Source organism: Erythrobacter sp. SN021 (assembly GCF_021864455.1).
This window is the reverse complement of record NZ_JAKKUW010000002.1, coordinates 261,163-287,638: the sequence shown is the minus strand read 5'-3', so window position 1 is coordinate 287,638 and position 26,476 is coordinate 261,163. Positions and strand designations below refer to the sequence as shown.

Below are 26,476 nucleotides of genomic sequence, written 5' to 3'. Positions count from 1 at the left end.
GATCAAGTCCGGGGTGACGGTGGTGAAGGGAGGCGAGCGCCCTCAGCGTCCGGCCTCTCTGGCCACTGCGTCGAGGATGCCGTTGACGAATTTCGCCTCGCGATCGTCGAAAAACGCCTTCGCGACATCGACATATTCGCTGATCGCGCTGGCCTTGGGGACATCGGGGCGGGCAAGCAGTTCATAGGCGCCCGCGCGCAGGATTTGCAGCATGGTTTTGTCGAGCCGCGCCAGCGTCCACCCATCGGCGAGGCGCGCGGTCAGTCTCTCGTCGATCTCCTCGCGCCGCGCATCCACACCGCTCACCAGATCGTCGAAGAAATCGACGTCGGCATCGGCATATTCCTCGTCCTCGATCACGCGACCGAGGCGGTGCTGGTGGAACTCGTCGAGCAGCTTGGCGAGCTTGGTGCCCTCCATCTGCTGCTGATAGAGCGCCTGGACGGCACCGAGGCGGGCGGCGCTGCGCGCCTGGGACTTGGAGTTCTGGTTCATTTCAGTCTCGTCGAAATCGATAGGGCGTGCGCAGGGAGGCCTTCCGCCTCCGCCAGCCTGACCGCCGCCGGACCGATCGCCGCGAGCGCCGCTTCGGAGGCATCGATAAAGCTGGTGCGCTTCATGAAGTCGAGCACCGACAACCCGCTGGCGAAGCGGGCGCGGCGGCCGGTGGGAAGGACGTGATTAGGCCCGGCGATATAATCGCCCACAGCTTCGGGCGTGTGCCGACCGAGGAAGACGCTGCCCGCATGGCGCAGACGATGGAACAGCACTTGCGGTTCGTCCACCATCAGCTCGACATGCTCGGCGGCCAGACGGTCCGACAGGGCGGGGGCCTGATCGAGGGTGTCGACGATCACGATCAGCCCGTGCGCTTCCCAGCTCGCCCTGGCGGTCTTTGCGGTCGGCAGTTCCATCAGCGCCAGATCGATTGCATCCTCGACCTGCCGGGCGAGACTCTCGCTGTCGGTGATCAGGATCGACTGGCTGGTGGGATCGTGCTCGGCCTGGCTGAGCAGGTCGGCGGCGATCCATTCGGGATCGTTGTTTGCGTCCGCGATGACGAGGATTTCGCTCGGCCCGGCCACCATGTCGATGCCGACCACGCCGTAGAGCTGTCGCTTGGCCTCGGCGACCCAGGCATTGCCCGGACCCGCAATCACATCGACCTTGCCGATCCGGTGCGTGCCATAGGCGAGCGCGGCCACGGCCTGTGCGCCGCCGACGCGCCAGATTTCGTCCACGCCCGCGATATGCGCCGCGGCGAGCACCAGCGGATTGACTTCGCCCTTCGGTGTCGGCGTTGTGACGACGAGACGCCCGACGCCCGCCACCTTGGCGGGGATCGCGTTCATCAGCAGCGACGAAGGATAGGCCGCGCGTCCGCCGGGCACATAAAGTCCCGCCGCATCGACCGCATTCCACCGCGCGCCAAGCCGCATGCCGATATCATCGGTATGGTCGCGATCGTCGGGGAGCTGGCCTTCGTGATAGGCGCGGATGCGGCTCGCCGCCATCTCCAGCGCATCGCGCAGATCGGCATCGAGCGCGCTATAGGCGGCGCGGCATTCTTCCGCCGAAATCTGCCAGTTGCCATCGTCACCAAGCCCATGATTGTCGAAGCGCGCGGTATAGTCGACCAAGGCGTCGTCGCCGCGCTCGCGTACTTCGTTGATAATCGCGGCCACGTCGCGCCCGACCTGCCGGTCGCTCTCGCGGCGGTTGCGCACCACGCGGGCAAAGGCCTTCTCGAAGCCATCGTCCGAAATCCGCAGCAATTGCATCAGGCGGCCTCGCGCCGGGCCGCGTCTGCGCGGAATGCCTCGACCAGCGCGGCGACGCGGAGATCGGTCTTGAGTGCAGCGCGGTTGACGATCAGCCGCGCCGAAATGTCGAGGATACGGCTCGTCTCGACCAGTCCGTTTTCGCGCAGCGTCGTCCCCGTGGAAACGAGATCGACGATCCGTCCGGCCAGGCCCAGTTCGGGCGCAATTTCCATCGCGCCGTTCAGTTTCACGCACTCGGCCTGGATTCCCTGCCGCTCGAAATGGCGACGGGTAAGATTGGGATATTTGGTCGCGACGCGCAGATGGCTGGCCCCGTCGATACTCGCCCCGCCTTCCTTCGGCTCCGCCACGGCCAGGTGGCAATGCCCGATATCGAGATCGACCGGCGCATAGAGATCGGCATAATCGAATTCCTCGATCACGTCCGATCCGACGATACCCATCTGCGCCGCGCCGTGGGCGACGAATGTCGCCACGTCGAAGGCGCGGACCCGGATCAGGCGCATATCCTCGCGCGTGGTGGCGAAGGTCAGCGATCGGTTGGCCTTGTCGTGAAAACCTTCTTCGGGCACGACGCCGGCACGGGCCATCACGGGCAGCGCCTCGTCGAGAATGCGGCCTTTGGGAACGGCGAAGGTCAGGCTGTCGTTCATGGCATGGGCAGATAGGCAGCAGCGGGACAAAGGGCAATGGCGATCGACAAGGCGAGATACGTGGCGATCGATCCGGATGCGACCGGACCGGAAGCGGTTGCCAGAGCCTTCGAGAACCAGGTTGCCTATTGCCGCGACAATGGTGCGCCGATCACCGCCCAAATCTGCCAATCCTTGCGAGAATTGCTCGACACCGACCGGGGAGGGGCGGTCATGCGCCGCGTAAGGCGCTGGGCAGGGCCAGCCCTTTCCGATGCATTGCCTCTGCGCGTGGCGGGTGGTCTGCACGCGCTCCATCTTGGCGGCGAGGAACCTGCCTTGTCCGCGATTTACGAAGGACTTGGGCCGACCGACGCGACCGAGCTAATCGCTTACGCGATCGAGCGGCACGAAGCCTTTCTGATGCCGTGGCTCGACGGTCCGCCCCAAACCAACGAGGCGGGGCGCTCGGCAAGCTTCGCAGCCGCTTTCCTTTGGCTCGTCGACCAGGGCTTGCCGGGCAATTTCGATCTGCTCGAAATCGGCTCCAGCGCGGGCATCAATCTGATGATGCGGCGCTATCGCTACGATTTGGGCGGCGTGAAGGTTGGACCCAAGACTTCGCGCATGCAGATTACGCCCGAATGGCGCGGCAGTCCGCCGCCCGAGGGCAATTTCGATATCGTCGGGGCGGCGGGCTGCGATGTCGCGCCGGTCGATCTGACCGACGAGGCGCAGGCGCTGCGGCTCAAGGCCTATATCTGGCCCGAATTCACCGCCAGGTTTGCCCGCATGGATGCGGCGATCGAAGCCGCGAAGACGTTTCCGCCCGAGATCGTGCGCATGCGGGCAGCCGATTTTCTCGCCGAGCGTTTGGAACGACCGCAGGAAGAAGGCACGACGCGTGTGCTGATGCATTCGGTGGTCTGGCAATATATCCCGCAGCCCGAGCGCGATCGGATCGTCGAGCTGATCGAGGCAGCGGGCGACCGCGCACGCGAGGATACGCCGCTGGCCTGGGTCAGCCTTGAGGCCAATCGCGATACGCATCGGCACGAACTGACGGTCAGCTACTGGCCGGATGGCGACATGCGCCGAAGGCTGGCAACGGCGCATCCCCACGGCAAGTGGATCGAATGGCGCGGTTGATCAGCCGGTTTTCGAGAGGAAAGCGTCGGCGGCAGCGTTGAAGGCTTCGGGCTTCTCCCACTGCACGAAATGGCCGCATCCAGGCACCTGCACCAGCTCGGGATTCTCGATCACCTCGTCAAGGCCGTCGAGGTTGGCAGGCGGCAGTGCCTGATCCTCCATCGCCCAGATCACCAGCGTGGGAATGGTCAGCTTGGGTAGCGGGACCGCTTGGTACCCTTCGGGCAGCTCGAATGGGGCATCCATCGGCAGCACCTCCATCGGGCTGGCGCGATAGTAATTGAGCATGCCGATTGCCGCATCGGGATCGGACCAGTCCTTGAGCAGGGCGGCCTGTTCCTCGGGTTCCATGGTGGCCATCACCTGGCCCTCGAAGACTTTCATGAGGAGGGCGGCCAAGCCATGCTCGCGCACCAGCGCATCATTGCCGGTGTCTCGGAAATCGCGAAAGTACTGGCTCGCCTCGCGCTGCTCGCGGTTTGTGTAGAGCAGTTTGGGAAACAGCACCGGGTGCGGCGCGTTGGCAATAATCGCGCGCGTCACGCGCCCGTTCATCATCCCACCGTAGGCGACACCCCAGGCGATCGCGCCGCCCCAGTCGTGTCCGACGATGGTGAATGTATCGACGTCCAGCGCATCGGCCAGAAGGAAGACGTCGCCCACCAGCTTGTCGGGCGTATAGGCCTCGACCTCTTGAGGCTTGGACGATCCGCGATAGCCGCGCTGGTCGGGCGCTATGCAACGGAACCTGTCCGAGAAATGTGCGATCTGGTTGCGCCAGGTGCGGTGGCTTTCGGGAAAGCCGTGAAGGAAAATCAAAACCGGCGCATCGCGCGGCCCTTCGTCGACCACGTCGAGTTCGATCCCGTTGGCGAGCACGACCCGCTTCTGTTCGAGTGTCATGCTCAGCCTTCCGCCTTCATCTTTTCCATATAGCCCGCCGCGACCATGCCCGCGACCTGGTCGAGCAATTGATCGGGCGTGCGGCGCATTTCGCCCATCGCCTCTTCCATGCCTTCGGCCACGATAATTTCGCGCTGGTTGGCCGCGACCGCATCGACAATCCGCCTGGCGGCCTCGGCAGGGGCTATGCCGTTGTCGATCACCTGGTCGCTGCGTCCGCGCCTGCTGCCGTCGGCGGTCAGCGCGTTGCGGCTGACATCGGTCGCGACCGAACCGGGACACACGACATGGACCGAAACCCCTTCCTGCGAAAGCTCGGCCCTCAACGCGTCGGCATAGCCGATCAGCCCGAACTTCGCCGCACAATAGGCGGTTCGCATCGGCACGCCGACCTTGCCGGCGATCGAGCTGATGAACAGCAGCGTGCCGCTCTGCCGTTCGACCAGATGCGGCAGCAACGCCTGCGTCGCGGCGATCTGTGCGGTGAGGTCGATATCGATAATTTCGCGATAGACGGAAATGTCGGTGTCGATCGCCGCGCTGCGCTGCGATACACCTGCATTGGCGACGAAGATATCGACACCGCCCTGCCAGGCGATGGCCTTGCTCGTCGCTGCCCGCATGGCCTCGTCGTCGCGCACGTCGAAGGGCAGGATCAGCGTCTCCGTTTCGATGCCTTCCGCCACGCTGGCGAGCCTCGCTTGGTCGCGGCCCGACAGGATGATACGCGCACCGCGGCTTGCCCATTCGCGCGCCAGGGCCGCGCCGATGCCGCTGCTCGCGCCTGTGATCCAGGCGGTCTTGCCTTCGAAACTCATGAATTCCCCTTTATGGATAGGTAACGGTCTTGGGCGCCCCTTCGGGTAGGGGGATGAATTCCTCCTCGTCGCCCGGAACTTTGGGAAAGCGGCCCTCGCGCCAATCGTCCTTGGCCTGGTTGATCCTCTCGCGGCTGGAGCTGACGAAGTTCCACCAGGCATGGCGCTTCGTCTCGAACGCTTCGCCGCCGAGCAGCATGACCCGCGCGCCGCTTTTGCTCTCGAGCGTCATGTCGCGCCCGGGCTGCAGGACGGCGAGTTCGAATTCCTTGAGCGCATGGCCGTCCACGCTTGCCTCGCCTCCCACCAGCATGACCGCCCTTTCGTCGGCGTCTTCCTCCAGCGGGATCGCCCCGCCTGCACCGAGGACGATTTCGGCATAGATGGTGTCGGCATAGGTCGTGGTCGGCGCGCGTTCGCCCCATAGTTCGCCCATGATGACCGTGGCCGTGGCGCGGCCATCCTCGATCACGGGCAGAGCGGTGATCGCTTCGAAGGCCGGATCGATCTCCTCGCGTCCGTCGGGCAGGGCGAGCCAGGTTTGCATGCCGTAGAGCTTCGGTCCTGCCTGGCGTTCTGCCTGCGGCGAGCGTTCCGAATGAACGATGCCCCTGCCGGCGGTCATCAGATTGACTTGGCCGGGCCGGATGGTCGAGAAACTGCCCAGGCTGTCGCGATGGTCGATCGCTCCCTCGAACAGCCAAGTGACCGTGGCGAGATTGATATGCGGATGAGGGCGGACATCCATGCCGCTGCCCAGGTCGAGCTGCGCGGGGCCGAACTGGTCGACAAAGATGAACGGGCCGACCATGCTGCGTGCCTTGGACGGCAGCACCCGTCGCACTTGGAACTGTCCGAGATCGTGAGTGACCGGGGTCAGCGTCTGCTCGAACAGTGCCATGCGTTTACTCTCCTAACTGGTGGGTGCCGAGGCCTGAATGGCGAGGGCGTGAACCCGCTCGCCGGGAATGTCGCCCAGCGCCTTGTTGACCATTCGCTGGCGCTCGAGACGCGACTTCTCGGCAAAGGCGGCGGCCTCGATCACCACGGTGAAATGCGATTCTCCGCTGCCGTCGTCGCCCGCGTGACCGGAGTGCTTGGCGCTGTCGTTGATTACCTCGAGCCGGGTGGGCTCGAACGCATCGATCAAACGGCGTTCCATTTCCTGTTGGACGGTTCCTGCCACGGGTTCGAATCTCCTTCTCGGGGTTTGCATAGCGCGTTTCGCTCCCCATTCTAGAACGAATGCGCCGGACAAGGTTTCACGGAAGGTACGGAGAAAGCGGCAAAGTGTGCGCGCACCCTACCTGCGAGGAGGCTGGCGAGTTCCGCGCGCCGGGCGGGCGCGGGCATGGATTCGACGGTCCGGGGGAATGGCGCTGGCTGTGTCTCGACCATGTACGCGAATTCAACGCGGGCTATGATTGGTTCGAGGGAATGAGCGCCGAGGAAGTCTTTGCCGCACAATCCCCCGGCGCGGGCTGGCGCACCGAAAGCCCCAGCTTCCGCCCCACTGCAGGTGTCGATGGCATGCCCCGCTGGGCCGATTTCGACGATCCGCTCGATGCGATTTCGGCGCGCGCCGCCGGGATCAAGAGCCGTGCAAAACGCGAAGCGGAAATGGCGATGGATGGCCGCTTCAGCCGCGAAGAGGCCGAGGCGCTGGAGGCGATGGGGCTGGGGCTCGACACCGATCGCCGCCGCCTGCGCCGTCGCTATTCGGAACTCGTGCGCCGCTATCACCCCGACCGAAACGGGGGCGATCGGCAATATGAGGCGCGGCTCAACCGGGTGGTGGAAGCCTATCAAATGCTACGGAAATCGCGCGCGATCGCCTAGCCCCCTAGCATGTCGATCGCAGCTGCCAGCTTGTTCCGGATTTCGCGGGCCGCCCGGTCGAGATCGGGATTGTCGATTGCCTGCATCGAAGCGACCGGATCGATGGCGGCGACTTCGACCAGGCCCTTGTGAACCTGTTGCACGATAACATTGCAGGGCAGCATGGTACCCACCTTGTCTTCGAGCTGCAGAGCGGCATGCGCTGCCTCCGGATTGCATGCACCGAGGATGGTATAGGGCTTGAAATCCTTGCCCAGCTTGTCCTTGAATGTCGCGCTCATGTCGATCCGGGTGACGATGCCGAAGCCCTGATCCGCCAAGGCACGTTCGACTTGCGGCATCGCATCTTCGAAGGTTTCATGCATGTGGGTGGACAGATAATACGACATGGGGGGCCTCCTTTTTCTACAACAAGCGACTTCCGCGCTTCGGGTTCCGCGGAGCCGGGACGGTATCACGCTCTTCGCGCCGCGCGGATGATGGAACCCGGCACACAACTGCTTTGGCTAGCCCTGTCGGAAGGCCCAGCGCAGCGTTTTGCCCATGCCCCACGTCGCCGCGCGTGCCGGTATCGCCGCGAGGCCCGGTCGTTCCAGGCCGAGCATCGAGCGGGCGAATGGCGGGAGCAGGGCGACCGCTTCCGCTCCGAGCAGGGCTTGGACGGCCGGGGGCGAGCCTTCGGGGCGCTGGGTAAGCACGAGTTGGGCAATCTCCCGCGCAGCCGGTGAACTGGTCAGGTCGGCGCGAAGGTCGCGAAATATCGTTTCGGCCTCGCGGCGGTTTTCCGGCACCGGATCGGCGCCCAATGCGCGGGCGACAAGAGCGAATTGGCGATAGTATTCGTCCTGCTCAGCGCCGTGCATGTCCGGCTTAACGTGTCGGATGTAGGCGGCGAGGAAGCTGGTCGCCTCGGCCACATGGACCCAGGCGAGGGTGCGTGGGTCGGTAGCCGAATAGGGGGAACCGTCGGGCAATGTACCGGAAACGCGCGCGTGTATCCGGTTTACCCGCTCGATTGCCTCCATGGCGTCATCGCGATGGCCGAAGGAGGTAACGGCGATAAATCGCGCCGTTCGTCGCAGCCGCCCATGCATGTCGCTGCGAAAATTGGAATGGTCGAGCACGCCCTGCAAGGCGTGCGGATGGAGCATCTGCAGCAACAAACCGCGAATGCCGCCGACCATCATCGCCACGATATCGGCGTGGACCATGCGAATCGGGCTGTCGCGCTCGAACAGCGCCTCGTCGGACGGCGGCACCGGCTTCTGCCCCCCTTCCACATCGTTGAACACACCGCGTACTCGCTCGACGAGCTTTAGGCGGAGGCGTTCGGAAAGCGGTGTCGGCGGCATCGGGGGCGACTATGCGGCGGCCCGGGGGGAGAGTCGAGTGCCGCTTGGGCCGTACCGCGATTTCGTTGCTTGCAGCCACCTACCCATCCGTCTAACCCGCCTTTCGCGATGAACGATATGACCGACAAGACCTTCGACGCTTCCGCCAAAACCGTGCTCGCCGCGCCCGACATCACCGTCGACGTGCGCGAGACCTTCGGGATCGATATCGACTGGCAGGTACCCGCTTTCTCCAAGCCGGACGAACGCACGCCCGATCTCGACGAAGCCTATGTTTTCGATCCGGACACGACGCTCGCGATCCTTGCCGGCTTCGCGCATGATCGCCGCGTGATGGTGCAGGGCTATCACGGCACGGGGAAGTCGACCCATATCGAACAGGTCGCCGCGCGCCTCAACTGGCCGTGCATCCGCATCAACCTCGATGCGCATATCAGCCGTATCGACCTGGTGGGGCGCGATGCCATCGTGCTGCGCGACGGGTTGCAGGTCACCGAGTTCCGCGAAGGTCTGCTGCCCTGGGCGCTGCAGCATCCGGTCGCGCTGGTGTTCGACGAATATGACGCGGGCCGTCCCGACGTGATGTTCGTGATCCAGCGCGTGCTCGAACAGCAGGGCAAACTGACCCTGCTCGACCAGAACCGCGTGATCCGGCCCGACCCGCATTTCCGCCTCTTCGCCACCGCCAACACGGTGGGACTGGGCGACACGAGCGGCCTCTATCACGGCACGCAGCAGATCAACCAGGGCCAGATGGACCGCTGGAACATCGTCGTCGGCCTCAACTACCTTCCGGCCGAGACCGAACAGAAGATCGTCGAGGCGAAGAATCCGGAGATCGATCCCAAGATTCTCGCCGACATGATCAAGGTCGCAGATTTGTCGCGCCAGGGCTTCATCAACGGCGACATCAGCACCGTGATGAGCCCGCGTACGGTCATCACCTGGGCGCAGAACTACGCCATCTTCAAGGACGTCGGCTTCTCCTTCCGCCTCAGCTTCCTCAACAAATGCGACGAGGAAGAACGCATGCTGGTGGCCGAATACTACCAGCGTGTGTTCGGCGAGGACCTGCCCGAAAGCGTGGTCGGGAAGAGTTAAGGATAGACCCCCTATGAATTACTGTGTTGTTAGATTAACACAGTAGGCGATGGGCGTTTTCGATTCCTTCCGGCGCAAGCCCGAACCGCAGGCGGAGTTCTCTCCGCATCGCGGCTATTACGCCACGCATGACGGGCTCGATTACGAGGATTGGGACAATCGGCTGGACCGTCTCGACGATGCGCTGGCAGCCGAAGAGAAGAAGCGCCTGCGCTTCTGGCAGCGCGACTACTGGCGAGGCCGCCGCAAGCGCTGGTGGGCGGGGCGCATTCTTGCCGGGCTGATCGGCCTGTTCATTGCGCTGGTGGCGTGGCTGGCGATCACCGCGCCGCTGTCCAAGTCGCTCGAACCGATCGCAGCGCCGCAGATCACGCTTCTGGCGGCCGATGGCACGCCGATCGCGCGCAATGGCGCGATTACCGACGAGCCGGTCGAGGTGGCGAAGCTGCCGCCGCATGTCGTCGAGGCATTTCTCGCGACCGAGGACCGCCGCTTCTATTCGCATTGGGGCGTCGACCCGCGCGGGATCGCGCGCGCCGCCTGGACGGGCACCGGCGGCGGCAGCACGATTACCCAGCAGCTCGCCAAGTTCACCTTCCTGACCCCCGAACGCACGCTGACCCGCAAGGCGCGCGAGGCGCTGATCGCCTTCTGGCTGGAAAGCTGGCTGACCAAGGACGAAATCCTCAGCCGCTACCTCTCAAACGCCTATTTCGGTGACAATGTGTACGGCCTGCGCGCGGCGAGCCTGCATTATTTCTATCGCAAGCCCGAAAATCTCAGGCCGAATCAGGCTGCGATGCTTGCCGGCTTGCTCCAGGCGCCCAGCGCCTATGCGCCAACCAAGCATTACGACCGTGCCGAAAAGCGCATGCGGATCGTCATCCAGTCGATGGTCGACGCGGGCTATATCACGGAGGCGGAAGCCCGCGCGATGAAGCCTCCCGCGCTCGATGTGCGCACGCGCAACGATTTGCCCACGGGTACCTATTTCGCCGACTGGGCGCTGCCCGAGGCACGTGAGTTCACCGAACAGGGCTATGCCCGGCAGACGCTGACGACCACGCTCGACAGCCGGTTGCAGAACATCGCCCGGCAAGTGACGCAGCGCGCACCGCTGGGCGAGGCACAAGTCGCGCTCGTCGCGATGCGGCGGAACGGCGAGGTCGTCGCCATGATCGGCGGCAAGGACTATGCGAAATCGCCGTTCAACCGGGCGACGCAGGCCAAACGCCAGCCCGGATCGACCTTCAAGCTGTTCGTCTATCTGGCCGCGCTGCGTGCCGGGTGGAGCCCCGAAGACAGAATTGCCAATACCGAGATCACCGAGGGAAGCTATCGCCCCAAAAATGCGCGCGAACGCTATTCGGAAAACCTGACGCTGGAAGAGGCCTTCGCACAGTCGAGCAATGTCGCCGCAGTCCGCCTGCTGGGCGAGGTGGGCAGCGAAAAAGTCATCGCGACCGCTCGTGATCTCGGGGTCACGTCACCTCTCGCCCAGGGCGATCCGAGCCTCGCCTTGGGAACTTCGACCATGTCGCTGCTCGAGTTGACCTCCGCCTATGCCGCGGTTGCCGCCAATGAATATCCGGTCGAGCCGCATGCCTTCGCGCGGCCGGAACGCGGCTTCTTCGAGAATTTGTGGGACGGCCCGTCGAGCCTGTCGTCCTCGACCCATTCGGAGATGGAGCGGATGCTGCGCGCGGCGATCAACGAGGGCACGGGGCGCGCTGCGATGTTGCGCGGGCCGAATTATGGCAAGACCGGGACCACGCAGGACAATCGCGATGCGCTGTTCGTCGGCTATGCCGGTGATCTCGTGGTCGGCGTATGGATCGGCAATGACGACAATTCGCCGCTCGCCGGGGGGATCAGCGGCGGGGGATTGCCGGCGCGGATCTGGCGCGATTTCATGAACCGCGCGATGAATGTGAAAGCGGCACCGAGCCAGCCTGCGCCCCGCGAACAGGACGACCCGGGCGGACCGATCGAGCCGCTCGACGTCCCCGAAATCGACGATATTCCGATCGGCGATGGCAATTCACGCCTGCGCATCCGCGAGGGCGAAGCGATCTTTTCGACGGAAATCGACGGGATTCCGGTCGATATTACCTTCGGTGAAGGCGGCGTGGCGATCGACGAAGAAGCTATCGAAGAAGCGCGCAGGCGAGCCGATGAGCGCCGTTACGATGTCATCCGCGACCGGCGCGACGAAAGGTTGCGCGAAATGGAACAGGACGCCGGTAATTAACCTTCCGGGCTGGCCACCAGAACGTTCATCACGGCTGTCGCCACCGGGCGAGTGCGATCGTCCTGCCATGCTTCGACAGTGATATTGGCACTGCGCCGCCCCAGTTTGGTCACGCGGCCCAGCGCATAGCTGGTGCGGCTTTTGCCGGCCGCGAGATACTGCACCGTGATGTTGATCGGCTTGAGCATCGCCGCCCGGCTCTGGCGGCCAAGTTCCGCGCGCAATGCGGCGTAGCCCGCCGTTTCCAGAAGCCCCCCGGTGGCTCCTCCGTGATAATGCTCGGGACGGCCTTCCACGGTTTCTTCGAACGGAACCGAGAGGATCGGGATACCGTCCTCCCAGCTTTCGACAGTAATGCCGAGCGAACGGGCATAGGGTGTGAGCGCTTCGATTTCTTGAGCCATGTCAGAGCCTCGGGGCGGCGGCGATTTTCATGAACACCGCCTGGATATGAGCCACCGGATCCTCCGCATCGCCATCATGGGCAAGGCCCCGGACGAAGGCGGCGCTGCGCGTCAGGCGATAGCATTGCGAACGCCCGAACACGCTGGCCCCTTCGCGGGCAGGGCGCACGTAATCGACGCGCAGATCGAGCGTGGCGATGGCGGTGAAATCGTCCATCGCGCGCCAGATCGCCATGCCGCTGGCCATGTCCATCAGGCTGAGAATGGGGCCGGAAGCCAATACCCGCTGCCCCTCTTCGCCGAGCAGGTCCTCGCGCCAGGGCAGTTGCAGCTCGACCCAATCGTCGCCGTGGTCGGAATATTGCAGCCCGAGCCAGCCCGCATGTCCCCGACCCGTAAGGAAGGAGGTGGCCTTCGATGGATCGAATTTTCGCGCTTTCTCGCTCATTGCCGGGTGCGATAGCCGCACAAATCGGGGGCTTTCAATGTTTTAATTTCAGTTCGACGTACCTTGCCGCCAGCTTTGCCGGCGGCGGACGGGGGCATCGGGTCGGGGTCCGCCGGATTGCAGGAGCATTTCATGACTTTACCCAAGATCGATTTGGCCAGCCTGGCGGAACTGGACGGGGCCGTGGGCCTCTTTGGCAGCCTGGCTGCTGTGGCGTCGGACGATACGATCGTGGCGATCATGGTCTACGTCCACGATATGACGCAGGTCGACCTGTTGTTCTAAGCGCATAGCGAAGATCATGCATGTCGATCCGCGGATAGGCGCGTTGCGCGGGGACCGTATCGCGCAACGCGCAATGCAAGAAGCGGTTTTGTCGGCCGCGGAGGATTGCCGCAGGGAGGGCGGGCTATCCCGGGTTATCGGCGAACTGGAGGACTATGGAGCTGGGGCGGAGCTGGCGGAATGCGAGGCGCTGCAACGCCTGGTCGGCGCGGAGGAGGCGGCGCGGGCGGTCATCCTGCCGATGATAGAGCGTCTGGTGAGGCAACAGCGCGAGACACCGCTGGCGCAACTTTCCTTGCGCCATCAGTCCGGCGCGGGTTTTCATTTCCTCCAACTCGCGGCCAAGGGTTCGGCCACGATGGGCCTGGCGCTCCATGATGGAATGGTGCCCGCTACATCGAACCCCGTCGCGACCTTCCCCGATGCGGAGCGGCATGAGATAGTCCTTGTCGGCGAGGCCGAGATCGAACCCCTCCGGATCGTGACGGATTGCGGAGATCGGGTGGAAGTCGCTCGTACTGTTCGGCGTGTCGACCGGGGCGATTGCATCGTACTTGCCGACGCCGACTGTTCGCGCGTCGTGCGACGGGTGCATGGATGCATGCTCACCTTGCGGCTGGCGCGGGTAGGGGATCGCCCGCGCCCGACCCGTCAGGTCGATCTCGCTTCGGGAAGGGTGGTTCACAAGGCAAGTGGAAACCGGCGTGAAAGCCAGCATGAAATGATGGTTGCGCTGCTGGGGCGGATGAAGCGGAGCGATGCCGCGCCCGTACTTGCGGACGTTGCCCGATCGGGGGGCGATCATGTGCGCTGGCAGGCACTGCGCGAATGCCTGGCGCTGAATACGAGTCAGGGCATGGATACACTCAGAACACTGGCGTCGGACGCTTCCGATCCGCTCTCTTCCCACGCAAATGCCCTGCTTTCTCAGCTTGTCGAGCGTTATCCAGAACTGGAACAGGCCGAAGGAATGCCATGCCGCGCGTGATCGCCAATACCCAGTCGGCTGCCGCAAGCCTCGAGGAAACCGTCGACGCGATTGCCGAGGGCTTCGATCCCCGGGATGATGCCAGCACCGACGCAGCCGCCGCCGCGCTGGAACGTCTGGCCAATAACCGAACCTTCCTTGGCGATCTGATGATCGAGCAATTGCGCGAGCGGCACCGCGATACCTTCGAAGACAGCGCTTACGGCCCGCAGGCGATTGTGCTGTCACCGCTGGTCGGAGACTGCTTCCTGCGTGCCAACATCTGGCCGAGCGAGAGCGAAACCTGTTTTCGGACCAGCGGCGCGAAGAGCTTCGTCTACGGTGTCCCGCACGATCACAATTTCGATTTCCTCACCGCAGGCTATTTCGGCCCCGGCTATCGCAGCGATTATTTCGAAATCGTCTATGAGGACATTGCCGGATATTGCGGCGAGAGGGCGGAACTGCGATTTGTGGAACGCAGCGCGCTGGCACGGGGCAGGCTGCTGCATTATCGCGCGCATAGGGATGTGCATTCCCAGTTGCCGCCCGAATCGACTTCGGTTTCGCTCAACATCATGCGTGTGGATGCAGGGCAGGAGTGGTTCGACCAGTACGGCTTCGATCTCGATCGCGGCTCGGTCACATGTCGGCTTAATCCTTGCGCAAACGAGACATTCCTGCGCTGCGCGGTTGCGCTCGAAAGCGTCGAGGCTCTGGACCTTGCGGAGCAGTTCGGTCGCGACCATCCCAGCGGGCGCATGCGGCTAGCCTGCTTCGAGGCGCGGGCGGGCCTCCTGCACAGCGATGCCGAGCGTGACGATCTGTGGCGCGACGCCGAACTGGCAGGAGATTTGATGCTGGCGCGTGAGGCTCAACTCCGCCGCGCCATGCTTCACCTATGAAACCCGGCGAACAGAGCGCACCCGCAGATCGCGGACACGATTTCGATTATCCCCTGTGGTCCGGAGCGGGGCTGAGTTGCGGGGGTAAGCTCGGTATGAGAATACGCCATTTCGCTCTGGGCGAAGTGCCCGAGAGCATCGATCCGCCCCCCTTTCGGGCATCGCTAGAACCCGCCGCCCGCCAGCGTGTCTATTGCACCCTGGAGAATGATTGCCGCCGCATGGCTGTCGATCTTCTCCGCGCGCTTGGCGCGGCTCATATCCTGCCCGAGCATGGCGGCTTCGGCGCTGGAAGTAGACCAGCGTTCGTCCCACAGCAGCACCGGTAGCGAAAGCGCCTTGGCGAGGTTTTTGGCATAGGCGCGGCTCGCCTGCGCGCGCGGCCCTTCGCTGCCATCCATGTTACGCGGCAGGCCGAGGACGACGCCCTTGATCGATCGTTCGTCAACGATCGCGCGCAAGGAACTGATATCCTTTGTGAACTTGCTGCGCGGCACGGTTTTTCCCGCAGTGGCATAGCGCCATCCGGCATCGCATGTGGCGACTCCGATGGTTTTGGTGCCGAGATCGAGCGCGAGCAAAGCGCCGCCTTCGGGCAACGCATCACCATAGGTCAGCGCGTTATCGGTTACGATGCCCGTGCTCTCGTCCATGCCTTCACTCGCGCGACGACGTCTTCCTGGATGTTCTTCCAGAATAGCGGAATGTCGTAAACGTGGTAGTTGCCACCCGGCAGAACGCCTTCGCCCAGCTCGGGCGGATCGCCGATCCTTAGCAGGCCCCGATCGTCGCAGCGCGCAGGCACCGCACCGGCAACCAGTTCGGCTGTGGCAAGATTGCTGCTGGGGACGAGCGTACCGAGATTGCGCGAGGCCACTGCCGAACCGCCCGCCGTGCCTGTCAGGGGGTTAACGCAGACGATGGGATCGTCCACCCCCCGCGGTTTTCCATCGAGGCCCGGAACGGCGCTGTAGCGGCGCAGAAGCTGACCCGCATCGCCATCATCGGCAAAGCTGGCATAGGCGATCAGGCAGGCGGACTGATTGGGCGCGGCGCAGGCCGGCAGGGGGAGGGCGGGCAAATCGTGCTCGACCGAAATCGGCCACCCCGGGGCATAAACGGCGGCGATCCGGTCCTCCAGCGGTGTGCCCGCTACTTTTTCGCGCAGCAAGCGCAGCACATGGGTCGAGCCTTGGCTATGCCCGGCGAGCACGATCGGTTTATCCGGACCCACGCTCGTCAGGAAATATTCGAAGGCCTGCGCGACATCGGCATAGGCCGCGTCGATGGCCTTGGTGGCGTCGGCCTTGTCAGTCAGGAAGGCGCCGACGGCGGCCTGTCGGTATTTGGGTGCCCACAGTTCTTCCGCACGGTTGAAAGGGCTGGCCAGCCCGCGCAGGAAAACGGCGGCAAGCCGGTCGGTGTCCGCATCATTCAAGGCGGCGTTCCAATCACCCAGGGCACCCTTGGTATAGCTGGTCGGCGGTACGAAGAAGACCACGAACCTGGGCAGCGTATCGCTATCCGCCGCTTCTCCGCTGCGCGAACCGGTGGTCGCGAGCGGATCGGGAGCGTCCAGGCTACGTTCGGCCGCAGGCGTGTCGGGCGAGGCTTCGCGTTCGGCAGGGTCGGGCGCGCTCTCGGCGATGGCCGGCTGGTAGCGCGCGGGATCGCTAGTGCCGATCCCCGGGCGCGAATACCACATGCCCGGGTCCCGATAGGCATTGGCCGCCAACGGTTCCTGTTCGACGAATTCGCCGCGAGGGACGAAGGCGATTTCCGTCGCTTCGCGCGACCAGATCGATAGCGCGATACCGCCAACGATGACCAGAACGATACAGAATGCAACGAAATACAGGAATTTACGCGCCATTTTCGGCACCTTCTCTTAGCTGTTCTTCGCTCGCCTGCTCAGCCCGCCTTTCGAGCGCAACTTTTAGCATGGCCAGAAGCGGATCGGCCAGGAAGAGGCCGAGAATGCCAAACAGAATACCCATGATGAGCTGGAAGGCGAGAACCAGCGCGGGGGCGAGATCGACCGTCTTCTTGGCGATCATCGGGATCACCACGTAACCGTCGAAATTCTGGACGAAGAGATAGACGACGATGGTGTAAACGCCCATCTCGACGCCGCCGGAAAAGCCGACGAGCACCATCAATACGCCTGAGACGATCGCGCCGAGATTGGGGACGAAGGCAAGGAGACCGGTAAGGATTGCCAACAGCGCCGCCATGGGCACGGCTCCGATACCGATCAGCGGCGCGACGACCGCCAGCATGATGTATGTGAACACGGCTTCGACCACCATGCCCAGCAGGCGACCCGCCATGAGGCGCCGCATCGTCTGGCCCATCCGCTCGGCGGTTTTGTAGAAGCGGCCGCGTTGCTGGCGTGGCAGCATCCAGGCGACCCCGCGTTCATATAGCTGCGGGTCGATCGCGACGTAAACCCCGATCACGAGGATGAGGACTATGGTTGCCACCCCGCCCAGAATCCCGCCCAATGCGCGGGTGACGGTGCTTATGCCGCTGCCGATACTGCCGAGGTAATTCTGCAGATAGTCCTGGTTGATCTGGATACCCTGGCTGCTGACCCAAGCGAAGAGTTCTTCGAGCTGCCGTTCGATGATGGCCGGCAATTGCGCCGCTTCCTGCGAAATCGTGGCACCCGCGAAATAGCCGAGCCACAGCAGGAAACCTACCGTCCCTACCAGCACGATCGCTACCCGCCAGCTTCGTCCGATATGAAGTATACGGCCAAGCAAGCGCGCCCCGCCATCGATCATCGAGGCGAAGACCATGGCCCCGAAAATGACCAGCAAGGGCCGCGCAATCCACACGGCGAGCGCGACGGTGCCAACCACCGCGACCCATACCATGGCGCGCGACACCTCCAGTCGGATGCGGGGATCGTTGATGCGCGAAGGGCTGGTGCCGAGGTCCCGGTCCTGAAGCTCCTGTGTCTCTTCCGCCATTTACGCCCTTTCTATGGGGATCCTAGCGTTCGGAGCCGGGATTTCGTTCCGCGACGGCAGGGCGCAGGGTCGACCAGGCACGGCCTTCGCGCAGGCTCGTCCACCAGCTTATCGGGTTGAGCGAGGTCGTCCCGTCGAGCGAAAAGGTGATGAATTCGGCACGTCCGCCGATATTTTCCAGCGGAATGGGTCCCAGCAGACCACGCGGATGATCGAGTTCGCGGCTGTCGGCCGAATGATCGCGATTGTCGCCCATCACGAAAACGTGATCCTTAGGAACCGTGATCTCGGCGAAATTGTCGAGTGCCTGGTTTTGGTGATCGATGACTAGATAGGTCGCCCCGTTGGGCAGCGTTTCGCGTAGGACGGGTACGCGGCACACGCGCTTGCCGTCTTCGCTCGCCCGGAAATCGTCGAAGCCGAACCCGTCGCAGCGCGAATTGGCATCGAGCGGCAGATCGATAGCCGGTTCGACCTTCTGTTCCACCGGCGTACCGTTGAGGATGATCTGGCCATTGCTGACCGCAATGCGATCGCCGGGCAGGGCGACGACGCGCTTGATGTAATCCTCGTCGCGTTGCGGATGCACGGGAATGACGATATCGCCATATTCCGGCGTCGATCCGGCAACACGCCAATCACCGCGCGGGGCCAAGTGGAAGCTGATCGAGCTCCAGTTCCAGCCGTAGGGATATTTGCTCACCACCAGCCGGTCGCCGACCAGCAGGTTGGGCATCATCGATTCCGACGGGATGTAGAAGGGTTTGGCAATGAAGCTGTGGAAGGCGAAGACCGCCAGCAGCATTAGGGCAAGGCCGCGGATTTCCGCGATCCAGTCGACCTTTTCGTCGGATTTCTTGGATTTCTTGTTCACTGCCGTGGCGCCGGTGGTCACTGGGGTATGGCCTCGATTATGACGTAGGCCTGTGCCCATGGATGGTCGTCGGTGAGGGTGAGATGAATACGGGCCTCATGGCCGTGCGGCACCATTTCCGCAAGCACGATTGCCGCGCCACCGGTCAGCGCCAGCGTTGGCGCGCCGGACCGGGCGTTGACCACGCCGATATCCCTCATGAACACGCCGCGGCGAAACCCGGTACCCACCGCCTTGGAGAACGCCTCCTTGGCGGCGAACCGCTTGGCATAGGTTCCAGCGATGGTAAACGGGCGCCGCCGCGCCTTGGCGCGTTCGATGTCGGTAAAGACGCGGTTCTCGAAACGCTCGCCGAAACGATCCAGAGAGTTCTGGATTCGCTCGATATTGCAGAGGTCGGAGCCGAGGCCGATGATCATTCGCGCGTTCCTACACCACCACCAGCAACACGAACAGGACCATCAAGAGCGCTGCCAATCCCGCAACTCCCAGCGAATGTCCGGACTTCCCCATCCTCCACGATACCCAGCTCGACGCGGCCAGAAGCAGCGTCAACAGGATTGGCGCGAACATGGCGACGTAATCCAGAGCCGACATACTCTCCCAACCCATTGGTTGGGTGGCCCAGGCATATCCCAGCAGGAACATGATACTGGACGCCGCCAGCAAGCCGGCGAAAGTAATTCCGATCAGCACCGCGACCCAGAATCTGGGCTTGATTTCGCTCACCGCGCCTCGTCCATAAGCTGGCGCATCCGCCGAACTGCGGCTTCAAGCCCGACGAAGACCGCTTCGCCAACCAGGTAGTGACCGATATTGAGCTCGGCCAGTTCGGGGATTGCGGCGATCGGCTTCACATTCTCATAGGTGAGACCGTGCCCCGCATGCGGTTCGATGCCCATTTCACGCGCAAGCTTCGACATGGCGGCGATACGCTCGATCTCGCGCTGCTCGCGCGCGCTATCCCCGTCGAGCCCGGCATGGGCGTATTCACCGGTGTGGAATTCCACCACCGGCACGCCAAGTTGCCCGGCGGCCTCGAGCTGGCGTTCGTGGGCCTCGATGAACAGGCTCACGCGAATGCCATTGTCGCGCAGTTTCCACACGATGGGCGCGAGCGTATTGTGCAGGCCAGCCGCATCCAGCCCGCCCTCGGTGGTCCGCTCCTCGCGCTTTTCGGGCACGATGCAGGCGGCGTGCGGTTTGTGGGCCAGGGCAATCGCCAGCATTTCCTCGGTCGCCGCCATTTCGAGGTTGAGCGGGAGGTCGGTCGCGGCCTGAATGCGCTCGAGATCGGCATCGCGGATATGTCGACGGTCTTCGCGCAGATGCGCGGTGATGCCATCACCGCCCACCGCGGCCACGATTTCCGCCGCCCGCACCGGATCGGGATGATCGCCTCCGCGCGCGTTGCGGATGGTGGCGACGTGGTCGATATTGACCCCCAGGCGAAGGGGCGTGCTCAAGCCTTGCGGCTCCCGGGCTTGGTCACTTCGATGGCCGCCAGTTCTTCGGGCAACTCATCCTCGGCATAGGTGGGGAAAGTGATCTCGACCAACGGGAAGAAAGGAACGCCGAGATCGGCGGAACCATTGCTGCGGTCGACGAGGGCTACTTCGGCAATGACTTCGCCGCCTTCGCGCCCGATAGCCGCAATAGCCTCGCGGCTTGAAAGGCCCGTGGTCACCACGTCTTCCACCATCAGAACTTTGGCGCCGGGTTCGAGTCGAAAACCGCGACGCAAGTGGAATTCGCCCTCGGGCCGTTCGAGAAACATGGCATCCTTGCCCAGCGCGCGGCCCATTTCCTGACCGATGATGATGCCGCCCATGGCCGGGCTGACGACGACATCGATCCGGCTGCGGATGTCGCGCGGGATCTTCTGCGCGAGGGCGAAGGCCAATCGACCGGCACGCTCGGGGTTCATCAACACGCGCGCGCATTGTAGATAGTGTCCGCTGTGTCGTCCGCTGGAAAGCATGAAATGGCCTTCGAGCAGGGCTTCGCTGGCGCGAAATTCGGAGAGGATTTCTTCTTCTGTCATGGCGCTAGCGTCCAAAGCGCCTCGCGCTCGATTGCGCAAGAGGCAAAGCTGCATGCACATTTTTATCCGCCACCCGCTTGAGGCATTGGCAAAGCCTGCCTATAGGGCGGGCGCAATCGGGTCCTTTGTCAGGGGGCGCGTCCCGCCGCGCACGCGGGATTCGCGAAAGTGGCGGACCCGAAACGAGACACGACACGAAAGAGTGCCAAGACGATGAAAATTCTCGGCTCCCTCAACGGGTTCCACCGGATTGTCGCCAGCCTGGCGATGGCGGCGATGCTGGCTTTCGGCGCGCAGGGTGCAATGGCGCAAGATGCCGCCGAAGCGACCGCGACCGAACAACTCGAACAGATCGATCCCGCCGAAGCGGCCGATGTGGCCGATCCCGATGCGGTCGCTGCGGGTTCGGGGGCTTACACGCCGATGCAGCCCACCGAAGGCAAGGGCATGCCGGTTGCCGGCGGTATCGATGTGCAGCAGCAGTTCTCGCCGATCGGCCATCAGGCCAATTCGCTCCATATCGGGCTTGTCTGGGTGATGGTGCTGATCAGCCTCTTCGTGCTGGCATTGTTCGTTTATGTCATCCTGCGCTTCAACAAGCGTGCCAATCCGGTGCCTTCGAAGACCAGCCACAACACGATGATCGAGGTTATCTGGACGGTCGTCCCGGCGCTGATCCTGCTCGGTATCGCCGTGCCCTCGATCGGCCTGCTCAGCGCGCAGTACAAGTCGCCCCCCAAGGATGCGATCACCGTCAAGGCGATCGGCTATCAGTGGTACTGGGGTTATGCCTATCCAGACAATGGCGATTTCGAGATCGTCTCGAACATGCTGACCAAGGAAGAAGCGGAAGCGCGCGGCGAACCGCATCAGCTTGCGGTCGACAACCGCATGGTCGTTCCCGCCGGTGTGCCGATCCGCTTCCAGACCACCGCAGCCGACGTCATTCACTCGTTCGCCGTGCCCAGCCTGTGGTTCAAGCTCGACGCGGTCCCCGGTCGGCTGAACGAAAAGCTCCTTATGATCGAAGAGCCGGGCGTCTATTACGGCCAGTGCTCGGAACTGTGCGGCGCCCGCCACGGCTACATGCCGATCGCGATCGAGGCGCTGCCGATGGATCAGTACAACGCCTGGGTTCTGGCGCAGGGCGGCACGATCGCCGGTGCCGACGAAGTTGGCATGGAGGCCGATCCGTCGGCTGTTCCGCTTCAGGATCCCGAAAGCGCTGCGCCTGGCGCAGCAGGTGCGGGCGCTCCCCCCGTCGCCCCCACCGCATAAGATTTACGATTAGCTCGAGAGTATAGCACGATGGCAACCACCGCCGACAGCTTCCAGGCTCACACCGACGACCACGCGCACGACGCCGACCACAAGCCCGGTTTCTTCGCGCGCTGGTTCATGTCCACCAACCACAAGGACATCGGCACGCTCTACCTGATCTTCGCGATCATGGCGGGTATCGTGGGCGGTGCTATCTCCGGCATCATGCGTATGGAGCTGGCGGAGCCCGGCATCCAGTATTTGCAGTGGTGGGCCGAATTCATGGGCGGGACGCCCGATTTCGACACCTCCCTGCATATGTGGAACGTGTTCATTACCGCGCACGGCCTGATCATGGTCTTCTTCATGGTCATGCCGGCGATGATCGGTGGCTTTGGCAACTGGTTCGTGCCGCTGATGATCGGTGCGCCGGACATGGCGTTCCCGCGCATGAACAATATTTCGTTCTGGTTGACCGTGGCGGGCTTCGTCTCGCTGCTGTTCTCGCTGTTCGTGCCGGGCGGCACGGGTCCGGGCGCGGGCGTGGGCTGGACGGTCTATGCGCCGCTTTCGACGACCGGTTCGACCGGTCCGGCAGTCGATTTCGCGATCTTCTCGCTCCACCTTGCGGGCGCGGGTTCGATCCTGGGTGCGACCAACTTCATCACCACTATCTTCAACATGCGTGCGCCGGGCATGACCCTGCACAAGATGCCGCTGTTCGTGTGGTCGGTGCTGGTTACCGCGTTCCTGCTGCTGCTGGCCCTTCCGGTCCTTGCCGCGGCGATCACCATGCTGATCACCGACCGTAACTTCGGCACGACCTTCTTCGATCCCGCAGGCGGCGGTGACCCGATCCTCTACCAGCACCTCTTCTGGTTCTTCGGTCACCCGGAAGTCTACATCATGATCCTGCCGGGCTTCGGCATGATCTCGCAGATCGTATCGACCTTCAGCCGCAAGCCGGTGTTCGGCTATCTCGGCATGGCCTATGCCATGGTCGCGATCGGCGTCGTAGGCTTCGTCGTGTGGGCCCACCACATGTACACCGTCGGCCTCGACGTTAACACGAAGATGTACTTCACCGCGGCGACCATGGTCATCGCGGTCCCGACGGGCGTAAAGATCTTCAGCTGGATCGCCACGATGTGGGGCGGCTCGATCGAGTTCAAATCACCCATGGTCTGGGCGATCGGCATGATCTTCCTGTTCACCGTCGGCGGCGTGACCGGCGTCTATCTCGCCAATGGCGGCGTGGACGACGTGGTCCACGATACCTATTTCGTGGTGGCGCACTTCCACTACGTGCTGTCGATGGGCGCGGTGTTCTCCATGTTCGCCGGCTTCTACTACTGGTTCCCGAAGATGAGCGGCCGGATGCACTCCGAACTGCTTTCGCACCTGCACTTCTGGGGCTTCTTCATCGGCGTGAACGTGCTGTTCTTCCCGCAGCACTTCCTGGGCCTGCAGGGCATGCCGCGCCGTTATCCGGACTATGCCGATGCCTATGCCTACTGGAACGAGATCAGCTCGTTCGGCTACACCATCATGGCGCTGTCGATGATCTTCTTCTTCGTGAACATCGTCTACGCTTTCGTGGCTGGCAAGAAGGCCGCCGACAATCCGTGGGGTGAAGGTGCGACCACGCTCGAATGGACGTTGTCGAGCCCGCCGCCGTTCCACCAGTTCGAAACGCTCCCCGTGATCGAGGACCACCACACGGCCCACGATCACATGAGCAAGCCGGCCACGGCCTAAACGCCACGGCACTGGACAGATGAGAGCGGCCGGTCCCATGGTGGACCGGCCGTTTTCTTTTGTCCGGAGTATCCGCCCAATGCCCGAAATGCGTACCATCGATACCGGCGAGGTGAGCCTGCGCTGCGCGATCGCGGGTGAGGGTCCGCTCGTTCTGATGGTCCATGGTTTTCCGGAAAGCTGGTATTCCTGGCGCCATCAGATCGAACCGATCGCGCGGGCCGGTTTTACCGCCTGCGCCATCGATGTGCGCGGCTATGGCGGTTCGGATAAGCCCTATCCGGTCGAGGCCTACGCAATGGAGCGGATCGTGGGCGATCTGGTCGGTTTGCGGCAGGCGCTTTCGCCCGATCGCCCTGCGATCCTGATCGGTCACGACTGGGGGGCGCCGATCGTGTGGAATTCGGCGCTCACCCATCCTGCGGATTTCCGGGCAGTCGCCGGCCTATCGGTGCCTTTCGCCGGTGTGCCCCAGCGCCCGTTCACCGAGGTCTTTCACGAACATTTCACCTCGCAGGGGCGTTTTTTCTACCAGGAATACTTCCAGAAGCCCGGCATCGCCGAGGCCGAAGCGGAAAAAGACCCGCGCGATTTCATCCAGCGTATGATGTATTCGATCAGCGGCGACGTGCCCCCCGGCGATTACTGGGACAAGCCCTATGGCGCGACCTTCCTTGAGGGGCTGCCCGATCCTGCCCCCGTCTCGTGGCTGAACGAAGACGATCTCGATTTCTATGAAGCCGAATTCCAGCAGTCCGGTTTTCGCGGACCGCTCAACCGCTATCGTAACCACGAGGCGGACTACGAATGGCTGCAGGGCTGGGCCGGGAAGCGCATCGAGCAGCCCGCGCTGTTCATCGGCGGCACGCGCGACCCCGCGACCTTCCTGTTCGGCGCTGTCGAGGACCCGATAGCGTTGGTGAAGATGTTTGCGCCGAAGGCCGAAGGTCACATTCTAGAGGGTGTCGGCCACTGGACGCAGCAGGAGCGGCCCGATGTGGTGAATCGCATCCTGATTGACTGGCTAAACCGCATCTGAAGCCCTATATGGCGCTCGATTCCATGACTCAGGCAGTTCCTACCCAGCTCCCCGCAGAATGGCGCGATTTCTTTGCGCTGACCAAGCCGCGCGTGATGAGCCTGGTGATCTTCACCGGCCTGTGCGGCCTGCTTGCGGCTCCCGGCAGCATCCATCCCGTGCTCGGCTTCACGGCCATCCTGTGTATTGCACTGGGTGCGGGCGGGGCGGCAGCGCTCAACCAGTGGTGGGAAGCCGATATCGATGCGGGGATGAAGCGCACTGCCGCGCGGCCGCTTCCCGCGGGTCGCATGAACCGCACCGACGCGCGCGATTTCGGAATATTTATTTCGGCCGCCTCGGTCGTCATCATGGGGCTGGGCGTGAACTGGCTCGCGGCGGCGATCCTCGCGCTGTCGATCTTCTACTATGCGGTTATCTACACGATCTGGCTCAAGCCGCGCACGCCGCAGAACATCGTTATCGGGGGCGGGGCGGGGGCTTTCCCGCCGATGATCGGGTGGGTGGCGGTCACAGGCGACATCACGCTGATGCCGGTGCTGCTGTTTCTCATCATCTTCATGTGGACCCCGCCGCACTTCTGGGCGCTCGCCCTGTTTGTGAAGACGGATTATGCCAATGTCGGGATCCCGATGATGCCGGTCGTGAAGGGCGAGAGATCGACCCGCCGCCAGATCCTGATATATGCGGTGCTGTTGGTGCCGATTGCCGCCGCGCCGTGGTTTATCGGCGGAACGAGCTACGTCTATGGTGTTGCCTCGCTTGCGCTGACGTTCGCCTTTCTGGCGCTGTCGTTTCCGGTGGCTTTCCGCCAGGCTGGCGAAAACGATACGATGAAACCCGAAAAGCGCTTGTTTGCTTTCAGCATCGTCTACCTGTTCGCGCTTTTCGCCGCGCTGGTGGTGGACCGTATGCTGGCCTATCAGGGATGGATATGATGACCCCCGAAGAAGAAACCGAATTCAAACGCCGCCAGAAGAGCCGGAACCTCGTGGTTGGTGGCATCCTGCTGTTTCTCGCCATCCTGTTCTACGTTATCACCATCGCCCGGATGTGAGGATTTCATGACGGCCGCGACTCTCGAAACCCGCAAGAATCGTACCGCGCTGCTGGCTTTCGGCGGCGCACTCGCCATGCTCGGTCTCGGCTATGCCGCCGTCCCGCTTTACGAACTGTTCTGTCAGGTCACAGGTTTTGGCGGGACAACCCAGCGTGCGAGCGAGAGTGACGCCGCCACGGCCGAACGCCTGGCCGCGAGCGCGGGGGGCAGGACGATCTCGATCCGGTTCGACGGGACCACGGCAGGCGATGTTCCCTGGAGCTTCCGCCCCGAACAGGTGACCGACACCGTCACCATCGGCCAGCGCGACATGGCGATCTATCTGGCGAAAAACAATTCGGACGAGACCATTACCGGCACCGCCACTTTCAATGTGGAGCCCGAGCAGGCGGGCGCCTATTTCAACAAAATTCAGTGCTTCTGCTTTACCGAGCAGGTGCTTGAACCGGGGCAGGAGGTGCGCATGCCCGTGCTCTATTTTGTCGATCCGAAGGCGCTCGACGATCCGAATATGGAGGGTGTCGAGCAGATCACGCTCTCCTATACTTTCCACCGGGCTCTGGATTCTGCCGAGTAGCCCCTAGACCCGCGCGCCATGGCGCATTAAGGGCACCCGCAAAGCGAAACC

At 63.3% G+C, this 26,476-nt stretch carries 31 protein-coding genes; 12 read left to right on the top strand and 19 right to left on the bottom strand.

All coding sequences use genetic code 11. The features are described from left to right. Positions 1-42: 42 nt before the first annotated feature. Genes nusB through hisG form a run of 3 tightly spaced genes read right to left on the bottom strand, consistent with a single transcriptional unit; the run spans position 43 to position 2,437 of the window. Complete coding sequence (gene nusB / locus L5849_RS06060; protein WP_115416301.1) at positions 43-495, bottom strand: transcription antitermination factor NusB; 453 nt, start codon at positions 493-495, stop codon at positions 43-45. After that, positions 492-1,781, bottom strand: a complete 1,290-nt coding sequence (gene hisD, locus L5849_RS06055) for a histidinol dehydrogenase (protein WP_236924839.1) — start codon at positions 1,779-1,781, stop codon at positions 492-494. Before hisD ends, nusB begins: the two co-directional genes overlap by 4 nt. Beyond that, positions 1,781-2,437 (bottom strand): ATP phosphoribosyltransferase, encoded by a 657-nt coding sequence (gene hisG, locus L5849_RS06050; protein WP_236924838.1) that lies wholly within the window; start codon positions 2,435-2,437, stop codon positions 1,781-1,783. Before hisG ends, hisD begins: the two co-directional genes overlap by 1 nt. Before the next feature lie 36 nt (positions 2,438-2,473). Between hisG and L5849_RS06045 the strand changes: the two genes are divergently transcribed. Continuing rightward, on the top strand, positions 2,474-3,565 hold the full coding sequence (locus L5849_RS06045; protein ID WP_236924837.1) for a DUF2332 domain-containing protein: 1,092 nt from the start codon (positions 2,474-2,476) through the stop codon (positions 3,563-3,565). On the opposite strand, the gene L5849_RS06040 is transcribed toward L5849_RS06045, so the two are convergent. Genes L5849_RS06040 through L5849_RS06025 form a run of 4 tightly spaced genes read right to left on the bottom strand, consistent with a single transcriptional unit; the run spans position 3,566 to position 6,448 of the window. Next, on the bottom strand, positions 3,566-4,468 hold the full coding sequence (locus L5849_RS06040; protein WP_236924836.1) for an alpha/beta fold hydrolase: 903 nt from the start codon (positions 4,466-4,468) through the stop codon (positions 3,566-3,568). A gap of 2 nt (positions 4,469-4,470) precedes the next feature. Then, positions 4,471-5,286, bottom strand: coding sequence for an SDR family NAD(P)-dependent oxidoreductase (locus tag L5849_RS06035; protein ID WP_236924835.1), 816 nt, complete (start codon positions 5,284-5,286; stop codon positions 4,471-4,473). Positions 5,287-5,296: 10 nt separating this feature from the next. Beyond that, the gene (locus tag L5849_RS06030) at positions 5,297-6,187 is read right to left on the bottom strand and encodes a pirin family protein (protein WP_236924834.1); all 891 of its coding nucleotides are present in this window, start codon (positions 6,185-6,187) and stop codon (positions 5,297-5,299) included. Between the two features lie 12 nt (positions 6,188-6,199). After that, entirely contained in the window at positions 6,200-6,448 is a 249-nt protein-coding gene (locus L5849_RS06025) for a BolA family transcriptional regulator (protein ID WP_174223772.1), read from the bottom strand. An 83-nt stretch (positions 6,449-6,531) separates the two neighbouring features. Between L5849_RS06025 and L5849_RS06020 the strand changes: the two genes are divergently transcribed. Beyond that, the gene (locus L5849_RS06020) at positions 6,532-7,125 is read left to right on the top strand and encodes a DnaJ domain-containing protein (protein WP_236924833.1); all 594 of its coding nucleotides are present in this window, start codon (positions 6,532-6,534) and stop codon (positions 7,123-7,125) included. On the opposite strand, the gene L5849_RS06015 is transcribed toward L5849_RS06020, so the two are convergent. Then, the gene (locus tag L5849_RS06015) at positions 7,122-7,514 is read right to left on the bottom strand and encodes a DUF302 domain-containing protein (RefSeq protein WP_115416309.1); all 393 of its coding nucleotides are present in this window, start codon (positions 7,512-7,514) and stop codon (positions 7,122-7,124) included. The genes L5849_RS06020 and L5849_RS06015 overlap by 4 nt on opposite strands. A gap of 117 nt (positions 7,515-7,631) precedes the next feature. Further along, a complete protein-coding gene (locus tag L5849_RS06010) occupies positions 7,632-8,477 on the bottom strand; it encodes an oxygenase MpaB family protein (protein WP_236924832.1) in 846 nt (281 codons plus the stop codon). A gap of 108 nt (positions 8,478-8,585) precedes the next feature. Here L5849_RS06010 and cobS point away from each other — a divergent pair, with 108 nt between their 5' ends. Both cobS and L5849_RS06000 read left to right on the top strand, forming a co-directional pair. Beyond that, positions 8,586-9,578 carry a cobaltochelatase subunit CobS gene (cobS, locus tag L5849_RS06005; RefSeq protein WP_115416311.1) on the top strand — a complete coding sequence of 331 codons (993 nt, stop codon included), beginning with the start codon at positions 8,586-8,588 and terminating at the stop codon, positions 9,576-9,578. Positions 9,579-9,627: 49 nt separating this feature from the next. Then, complete coding sequence (locus L5849_RS06000; RefSeq protein WP_236924831.1) at positions 9,628-11,829, top strand: transglycosylase domain-containing protein; 2,202 nt, start codon at positions 9,628-9,630, stop codon at positions 11,827-11,829. On the opposite strand, the gene L5849_RS05995 is transcribed toward L5849_RS06000, so the two are convergent. Together L5849_RS05995 and L5849_RS05990 are read right to left on the bottom strand one after the other, a co-directional pair. Beyond that, the gene (locus L5849_RS05995) at positions 11,826-12,233 is read right to left on the bottom strand and encodes a PaaI family thioesterase (RefSeq protein WP_115416313.1); all 408 of its coding nucleotides are present in this window, start codon (positions 12,231-12,233) and stop codon (positions 11,826-11,828) included. The two genes, L5849_RS06000 and L5849_RS05995, sit on opposite strands and share 4 nt — an antisense overlap. 1 nt (position 12,234) lies before the next feature. Beyond that, positions 12,235-12,681 carry a PaaI family thioesterase gene (locus L5849_RS05990; protein ID WP_236924830.1) on the bottom strand — a complete coding sequence of 149 codons (447 nt, stop codon included), beginning with the start codon at positions 12,679-12,681 and terminating at the stop codon, positions 12,235-12,237. Between the two features lie 132 nt (positions 12,682-12,813). Between L5849_RS05990 and L5849_RS05985 the strand changes: the two genes are divergently transcribed. From L5849_RS05985 to L5849_RS05975, 3 genes are read left to right on the top strand one after another with little or no spacing between them, the layout of a single operon-like run. Then, complete coding sequence (locus L5849_RS05985) at positions 12,814-12,966, top strand: hypothetical protein (protein WP_236924829.1); 153 nt, start codon at positions 12,814-12,816, stop codon at positions 12,964-12,966. Between the two features lie 16 nt (positions 12,967-12,982). Next, positions 12,983-13,954 carry a hypothetical protein gene (locus tag L5849_RS05980; RefSeq protein ID WP_236924828.1) on the top strand — a complete coding sequence of 324 codons (972 nt, stop codon included), beginning with the start codon at positions 12,983-12,985 and terminating at the stop codon, positions 13,952-13,954. Then, on the top strand, positions 13,942-14,838 hold the full coding sequence (locus L5849_RS05975) for a transposase (protein WP_236924827.1): 897 nt from the start codon (positions 13,942-13,944) through the stop codon (positions 14,836-14,838). The genes L5849_RS05980 and L5849_RS05975 overlap by 13 nt, the downstream gene beginning before the upstream one ends. A 164-nt stretch (positions 14,839-15,002) precedes the next feature. Here the strand turns inward: L5849_RS05975 and ruvX are convergent, their stop codons facing one another. Genes ruvX through pyrE form a run of 8 tightly spaced genes read right to left on the bottom strand, consistent with a single transcriptional unit; the run spans position 15,003 to position 20,731 of the window. Beyond that, the gene (gene ruvX, locus L5849_RS05970; RefSeq protein ID WP_236924826.1) at positions 15,003-15,491 is read right to left on the bottom strand and encodes a Holliday junction resolvase RuvX; all 489 of its coding nucleotides are present in this window, start codon (positions 15,489-15,491) and stop codon (positions 15,003-15,005) included. Next, positions 15,467-16,711: a DUF3089 domain-containing protein gene (locus L5849_RS05965; RefSeq protein WP_236924825.1), complete on the bottom strand. Its 1,245-nt coding sequence runs from the start codon at positions 16,709-16,711 to the stop codon at positions 15,467-15,469. Before L5849_RS05965 ends, ruvX begins: the two co-directional genes overlap by 25 nt. Beyond that, positions 16,701-17,813 (bottom strand): AI-2E family transporter, encoded by a 1,113-nt coding sequence (locus tag L5849_RS05960; protein WP_236924824.1) that lies wholly within the window; start codon positions 17,811-17,813, stop codon positions 16,701-16,703. The genes L5849_RS05965 and L5849_RS05960 overlap by 11 nt, the downstream gene beginning before the upstream one ends. Positions 17,814-17,835: 22 nt before the next feature. Then, a complete protein-coding gene (gene lepB / locus L5849_RS05955) occupies positions 17,836-18,747 on the bottom strand; it encodes a signal peptidase I (RefSeq protein WP_370459149.1) in 912 nt (303 codons plus the stop codon). Then, positions 18,705-19,106: a holo-ACP synthase gene (gene acpS / locus L5849_RS05950; RefSeq protein ID WP_115416321.1), complete on the bottom strand. Its 402-nt coding sequence runs from the start codon at positions 19,104-19,106 to the stop codon at positions 18,705-18,707. The genes lepB and acpS overlap by 43 nt, the downstream gene beginning before the upstream one ends. Before the next feature lie 10 nt (positions 19,107-19,116). After that, positions 19,117-19,416 (bottom strand): hypothetical protein, encoded by a 300-nt coding sequence (locus L5849_RS05945; RefSeq protein WP_236924822.1) that lies wholly within the window; start codon positions 19,414-19,416, stop codon positions 19,117-19,119. After that, entirely contained in the window at positions 19,413-20,153 is a 741-nt protein-coding gene (locus L5849_RS05940; protein ID WP_236924821.1) for a pyridoxine 5'-phosphate synthase, read from the bottom strand. The genes L5849_RS05945 and L5849_RS05940 overlap by 4 nt, the downstream gene beginning before the upstream one ends. Further along, positions 20,150-20,731 (bottom strand): orotate phosphoribosyltransferase, encoded by a 582-nt coding sequence (gene pyrE, locus L5849_RS05935; RefSeq protein WP_236924820.1) that lies wholly within the window; start codon positions 20,729-20,731, stop codon positions 20,150-20,152. The genes L5849_RS05940 and pyrE overlap by 4 nt, the downstream gene beginning before the upstream one ends. A gap of 213 nt (positions 20,732-20,944) precedes the next feature. On the opposite strand from pyrE, the gene coxB reads away from it, so the two are divergent. The 5 genes from coxB (at position 20,945) to L5849_RS05910 (ending at position 26,425) form a co-directional block, all read left to right on the top strand. Then, the gene (coxB, locus tag L5849_RS05930; protein WP_370459147.1) at positions 20,945-22,009 is read left to right on the top strand and encodes a cytochrome c oxidase subunit II; all 1,065 of its coding nucleotides are present in this window, start codon (positions 20,945-20,947) and stop codon (positions 22,007-22,009) included. 30 nt (positions 22,010-22,039) lie between these two features. Further along, a complete protein-coding gene (gene ctaD / locus L5849_RS05925; RefSeq protein WP_115416325.1) occupies positions 22,040-23,749 on the top strand; it encodes a cytochrome c oxidase subunit I in 1,710 nt (569 codons plus the stop codon). 79 nt (positions 23,750-23,828) lie between these two features. After that, positions 23,829-24,788, top strand: coding sequence for an alpha/beta fold hydrolase (locus tag L5849_RS05920; RefSeq protein WP_236924819.1), 960 nt, complete (start codon positions 23,829-23,831; stop codon positions 24,786-24,788). A 23-nt stretch (positions 24,789-24,811) separates the two neighbouring features. Beyond that, positions 24,812-25,726, top strand: coding sequence for a heme o synthase (locus L5849_RS05915; RefSeq protein ID WP_115417842.1), 915 nt, complete (start codon positions 24,812-24,814; stop codon positions 25,724-25,726). Between the two features lie 126 nt (positions 25,727-25,852). Further along, a complete protein-coding gene (locus L5849_RS05910) occupies positions 25,853-26,425 on the top strand; it encodes a cytochrome c oxidase assembly protein (RefSeq protein WP_115416326.1) in 573 nt (190 codons plus the stop codon). Positions 26,426-26,476: the final 51 nt, after the last annotated feature.

What these genes read in the sequence shown, in the direction of transcription:
- nusB (WP_115416301.1), bottom strand. Translation starts at nt 495, where the DNA reads ATGAACCAGAACTCCAAGTCCCAGGCGCGCAGCGCCGCCCGCCTCGGT.
- hisD (WP_236924839.1), bottom strand. Translation starts at nt 1,781, where the DNA reads ATGCAATTGCTGCGGATTTCGGACGATGGCTTCGAGAAGGCCTTTGCC.
- hisG (WP_236924838.1), bottom strand. Translation starts at nt 2,437, where the DNA reads ATGAACGACAGCCTGACCTTCGCCGTTCCCAAAGGCCGCATTCTCGAC.
- L5849_RS06045 (WP_236924837.1), top strand. Translation starts at nt 2,474, where the DNA reads ATGGCGATCGACAAGGCGAGATACGTGGCGATCGATCCGGATGCGACC.
- L5849_RS06040 (WP_236924836.1), bottom strand. Translation starts at nt 4,468, where the DNA reads ATGACACTCGAACAGAAGCGGGTCGTGCTCGCCAACGGGATCGAACTC.
- L5849_RS06035 (WP_236924835.1), bottom strand. Translation starts at nt 5,286, where the DNA reads ATGAGTTTCGAAGGCAAGACCGCCTGGATCACAGGCGCGAGCAGCGGC.
- L5849_RS06030 (WP_236924834.1), bottom strand. Translation starts at nt 6,187, where the DNA reads ATGGCACTGTTCGAGCAGACGCTGACCCCGGTCACTCACGATCTCGGA.
- L5849_RS06025 (WP_174223772.1), bottom strand. Translation starts at nt 6,448, where the DNA reads ATGGAACGCCGTTTGATCGATGCGTTCGAGCCCACCCGGCTCGAGGTA.
- L5849_RS06020 (WP_236924833.1), top strand. Translation starts at nt 6,532, where the DNA reads ATGCGCCGGACAAGGTTTCACGGAAGGTACGGAGAAAGCGGCAAAGTG.
- L5849_RS06015 (WP_115416309.1), bottom strand. Translation starts at nt 7,514, where the DNA reads ATGTCGTATTATCTGTCCACCCACATGCATGAAACCTTCGAAGATGCG.
- L5849_RS06010 (WP_236924832.1), bottom strand. Translation starts at nt 8,477, where the DNA reads ATGCCGCCGACACCGCTTTCCGAACGCCTCCGCCTAAAGCTCGTCGAG.
- cobS (WP_115416311.1), top strand. Translation starts at nt 8,586, where the DNA reads ATGAACGATATGACCGACAAGACCTTCGACGCTTCCGCCAAAACCGTG.
- L5849_RS06000 (WP_236924831.1), top strand. Translation starts at nt 9,628, where the DNA reads ATGGGCGTTTTCGATTCCTTCCGGCGCAAGCCCGAACCGCAGGCGGAG.
- L5849_RS05995 (WP_115416313.1), bottom strand. Translation starts at nt 12,233, where the DNA reads ATGGCTCAAGAAATCGAAGCGCTCACACCCTATGCCCGTTCGCTCGGC.
- L5849_RS05990 (WP_236924830.1), bottom strand. Translation starts at nt 12,681, where the DNA reads ATGAGCGAGAAAGCGCGAAAATTCGATCCATCGAAGGCCACCTCCTTC.
- L5849_RS05985 (WP_236924829.1), top strand. Translation starts at nt 12,814, where the DNA reads ATGACTTTACCCAAGATCGATTTGGCCAGCCTGGCGGAACTGGACGGG.
- L5849_RS05980 (WP_236924828.1), top strand. Translation starts at nt 12,983, where the DNA reads ATGCATGTCGATCCGCGGATAGGCGCGTTGCGCGGGGACCGTATCGCG.
- L5849_RS05975 (WP_236924827.1), top strand. Translation starts at nt 13,942, where the DNA reads ATGCCGCGCGTGATCGCCAATACCCAGTCGGCTGCCGCAAGCCTCGAG.
- ruvX (WP_236924826.1), bottom strand. Translation starts at nt 15,491, where the DNA reads ATGGACGAGAGCACGGGCATCGTAACCGATAACGCGCTGACCTATGGT.
- L5849_RS05965 (WP_236924825.1), bottom strand. Translation starts at nt 16,711, where the DNA reads ATGGCGCGTAAATTCCTGTATTTCGTTGCATTCTGTATCGTTCTGGTC.
- L5849_RS05960 (WP_236924824.1), bottom strand. Translation starts at nt 17,813, where the DNA reads ATGGCGGAAGAGACACAGGAGCTTCAGGACCGGGACCTCGGCACCAGC.
- lepB (WP_370459149.1), bottom strand. Translation starts at nt 18,747, where the DNA reads ATGGGCACAGGCCTACGTCATAATCGAGGCCATACCCCAGTGACCACC.
- acpS (WP_115416321.1), bottom strand. Translation starts at nt 19,106, where the DNA reads ATGATCATCGGCCTCGGCTCCGACCTCTGCAATATCGAGCGAATCCAG.
- pyrE (WP_236924820.1), bottom strand. Translation starts at nt 20,731, where the DNA reads ATGACAGAAGAAGAAATCCTCTCCGAATTTCGCGCCAGCGAAGCCCTG.
- coxB (WP_370459147.1), top strand. Translation starts at nt 20,945, where the DNA reads ATGAAAATTCTCGGCTCCCTCAACGGGTTCCACCGGATTGTCGCCAGC.
- ctaD (WP_115416325.1), top strand. Translation starts at nt 22,040, where the DNA reads ATGGCAACCACCGCCGACAGCTTCCAGGCTCACACCGACGACCACGCG.
- L5849_RS05920 (WP_236924819.1), top strand. Translation starts at nt 23,829, where the DNA reads ATGCCCGAAATGCGTACCATCGATACCGGCGAGGTGAGCCTGCGCTGC.
- L5849_RS05915 (WP_115417842.1), top strand. Translation starts at nt 24,812, where the DNA reads ATGACTCAGGCAGTTCCTACCCAGCTCCCCGCAGAATGGCGCGATTTC.
- L5849_RS05910 (WP_115416326.1), top strand. Translation starts at nt 25,853, where the DNA reads ATGACGGCCGCGACTCTCGAAACCCGCAAGAATCGTACCGCGCTGCTG.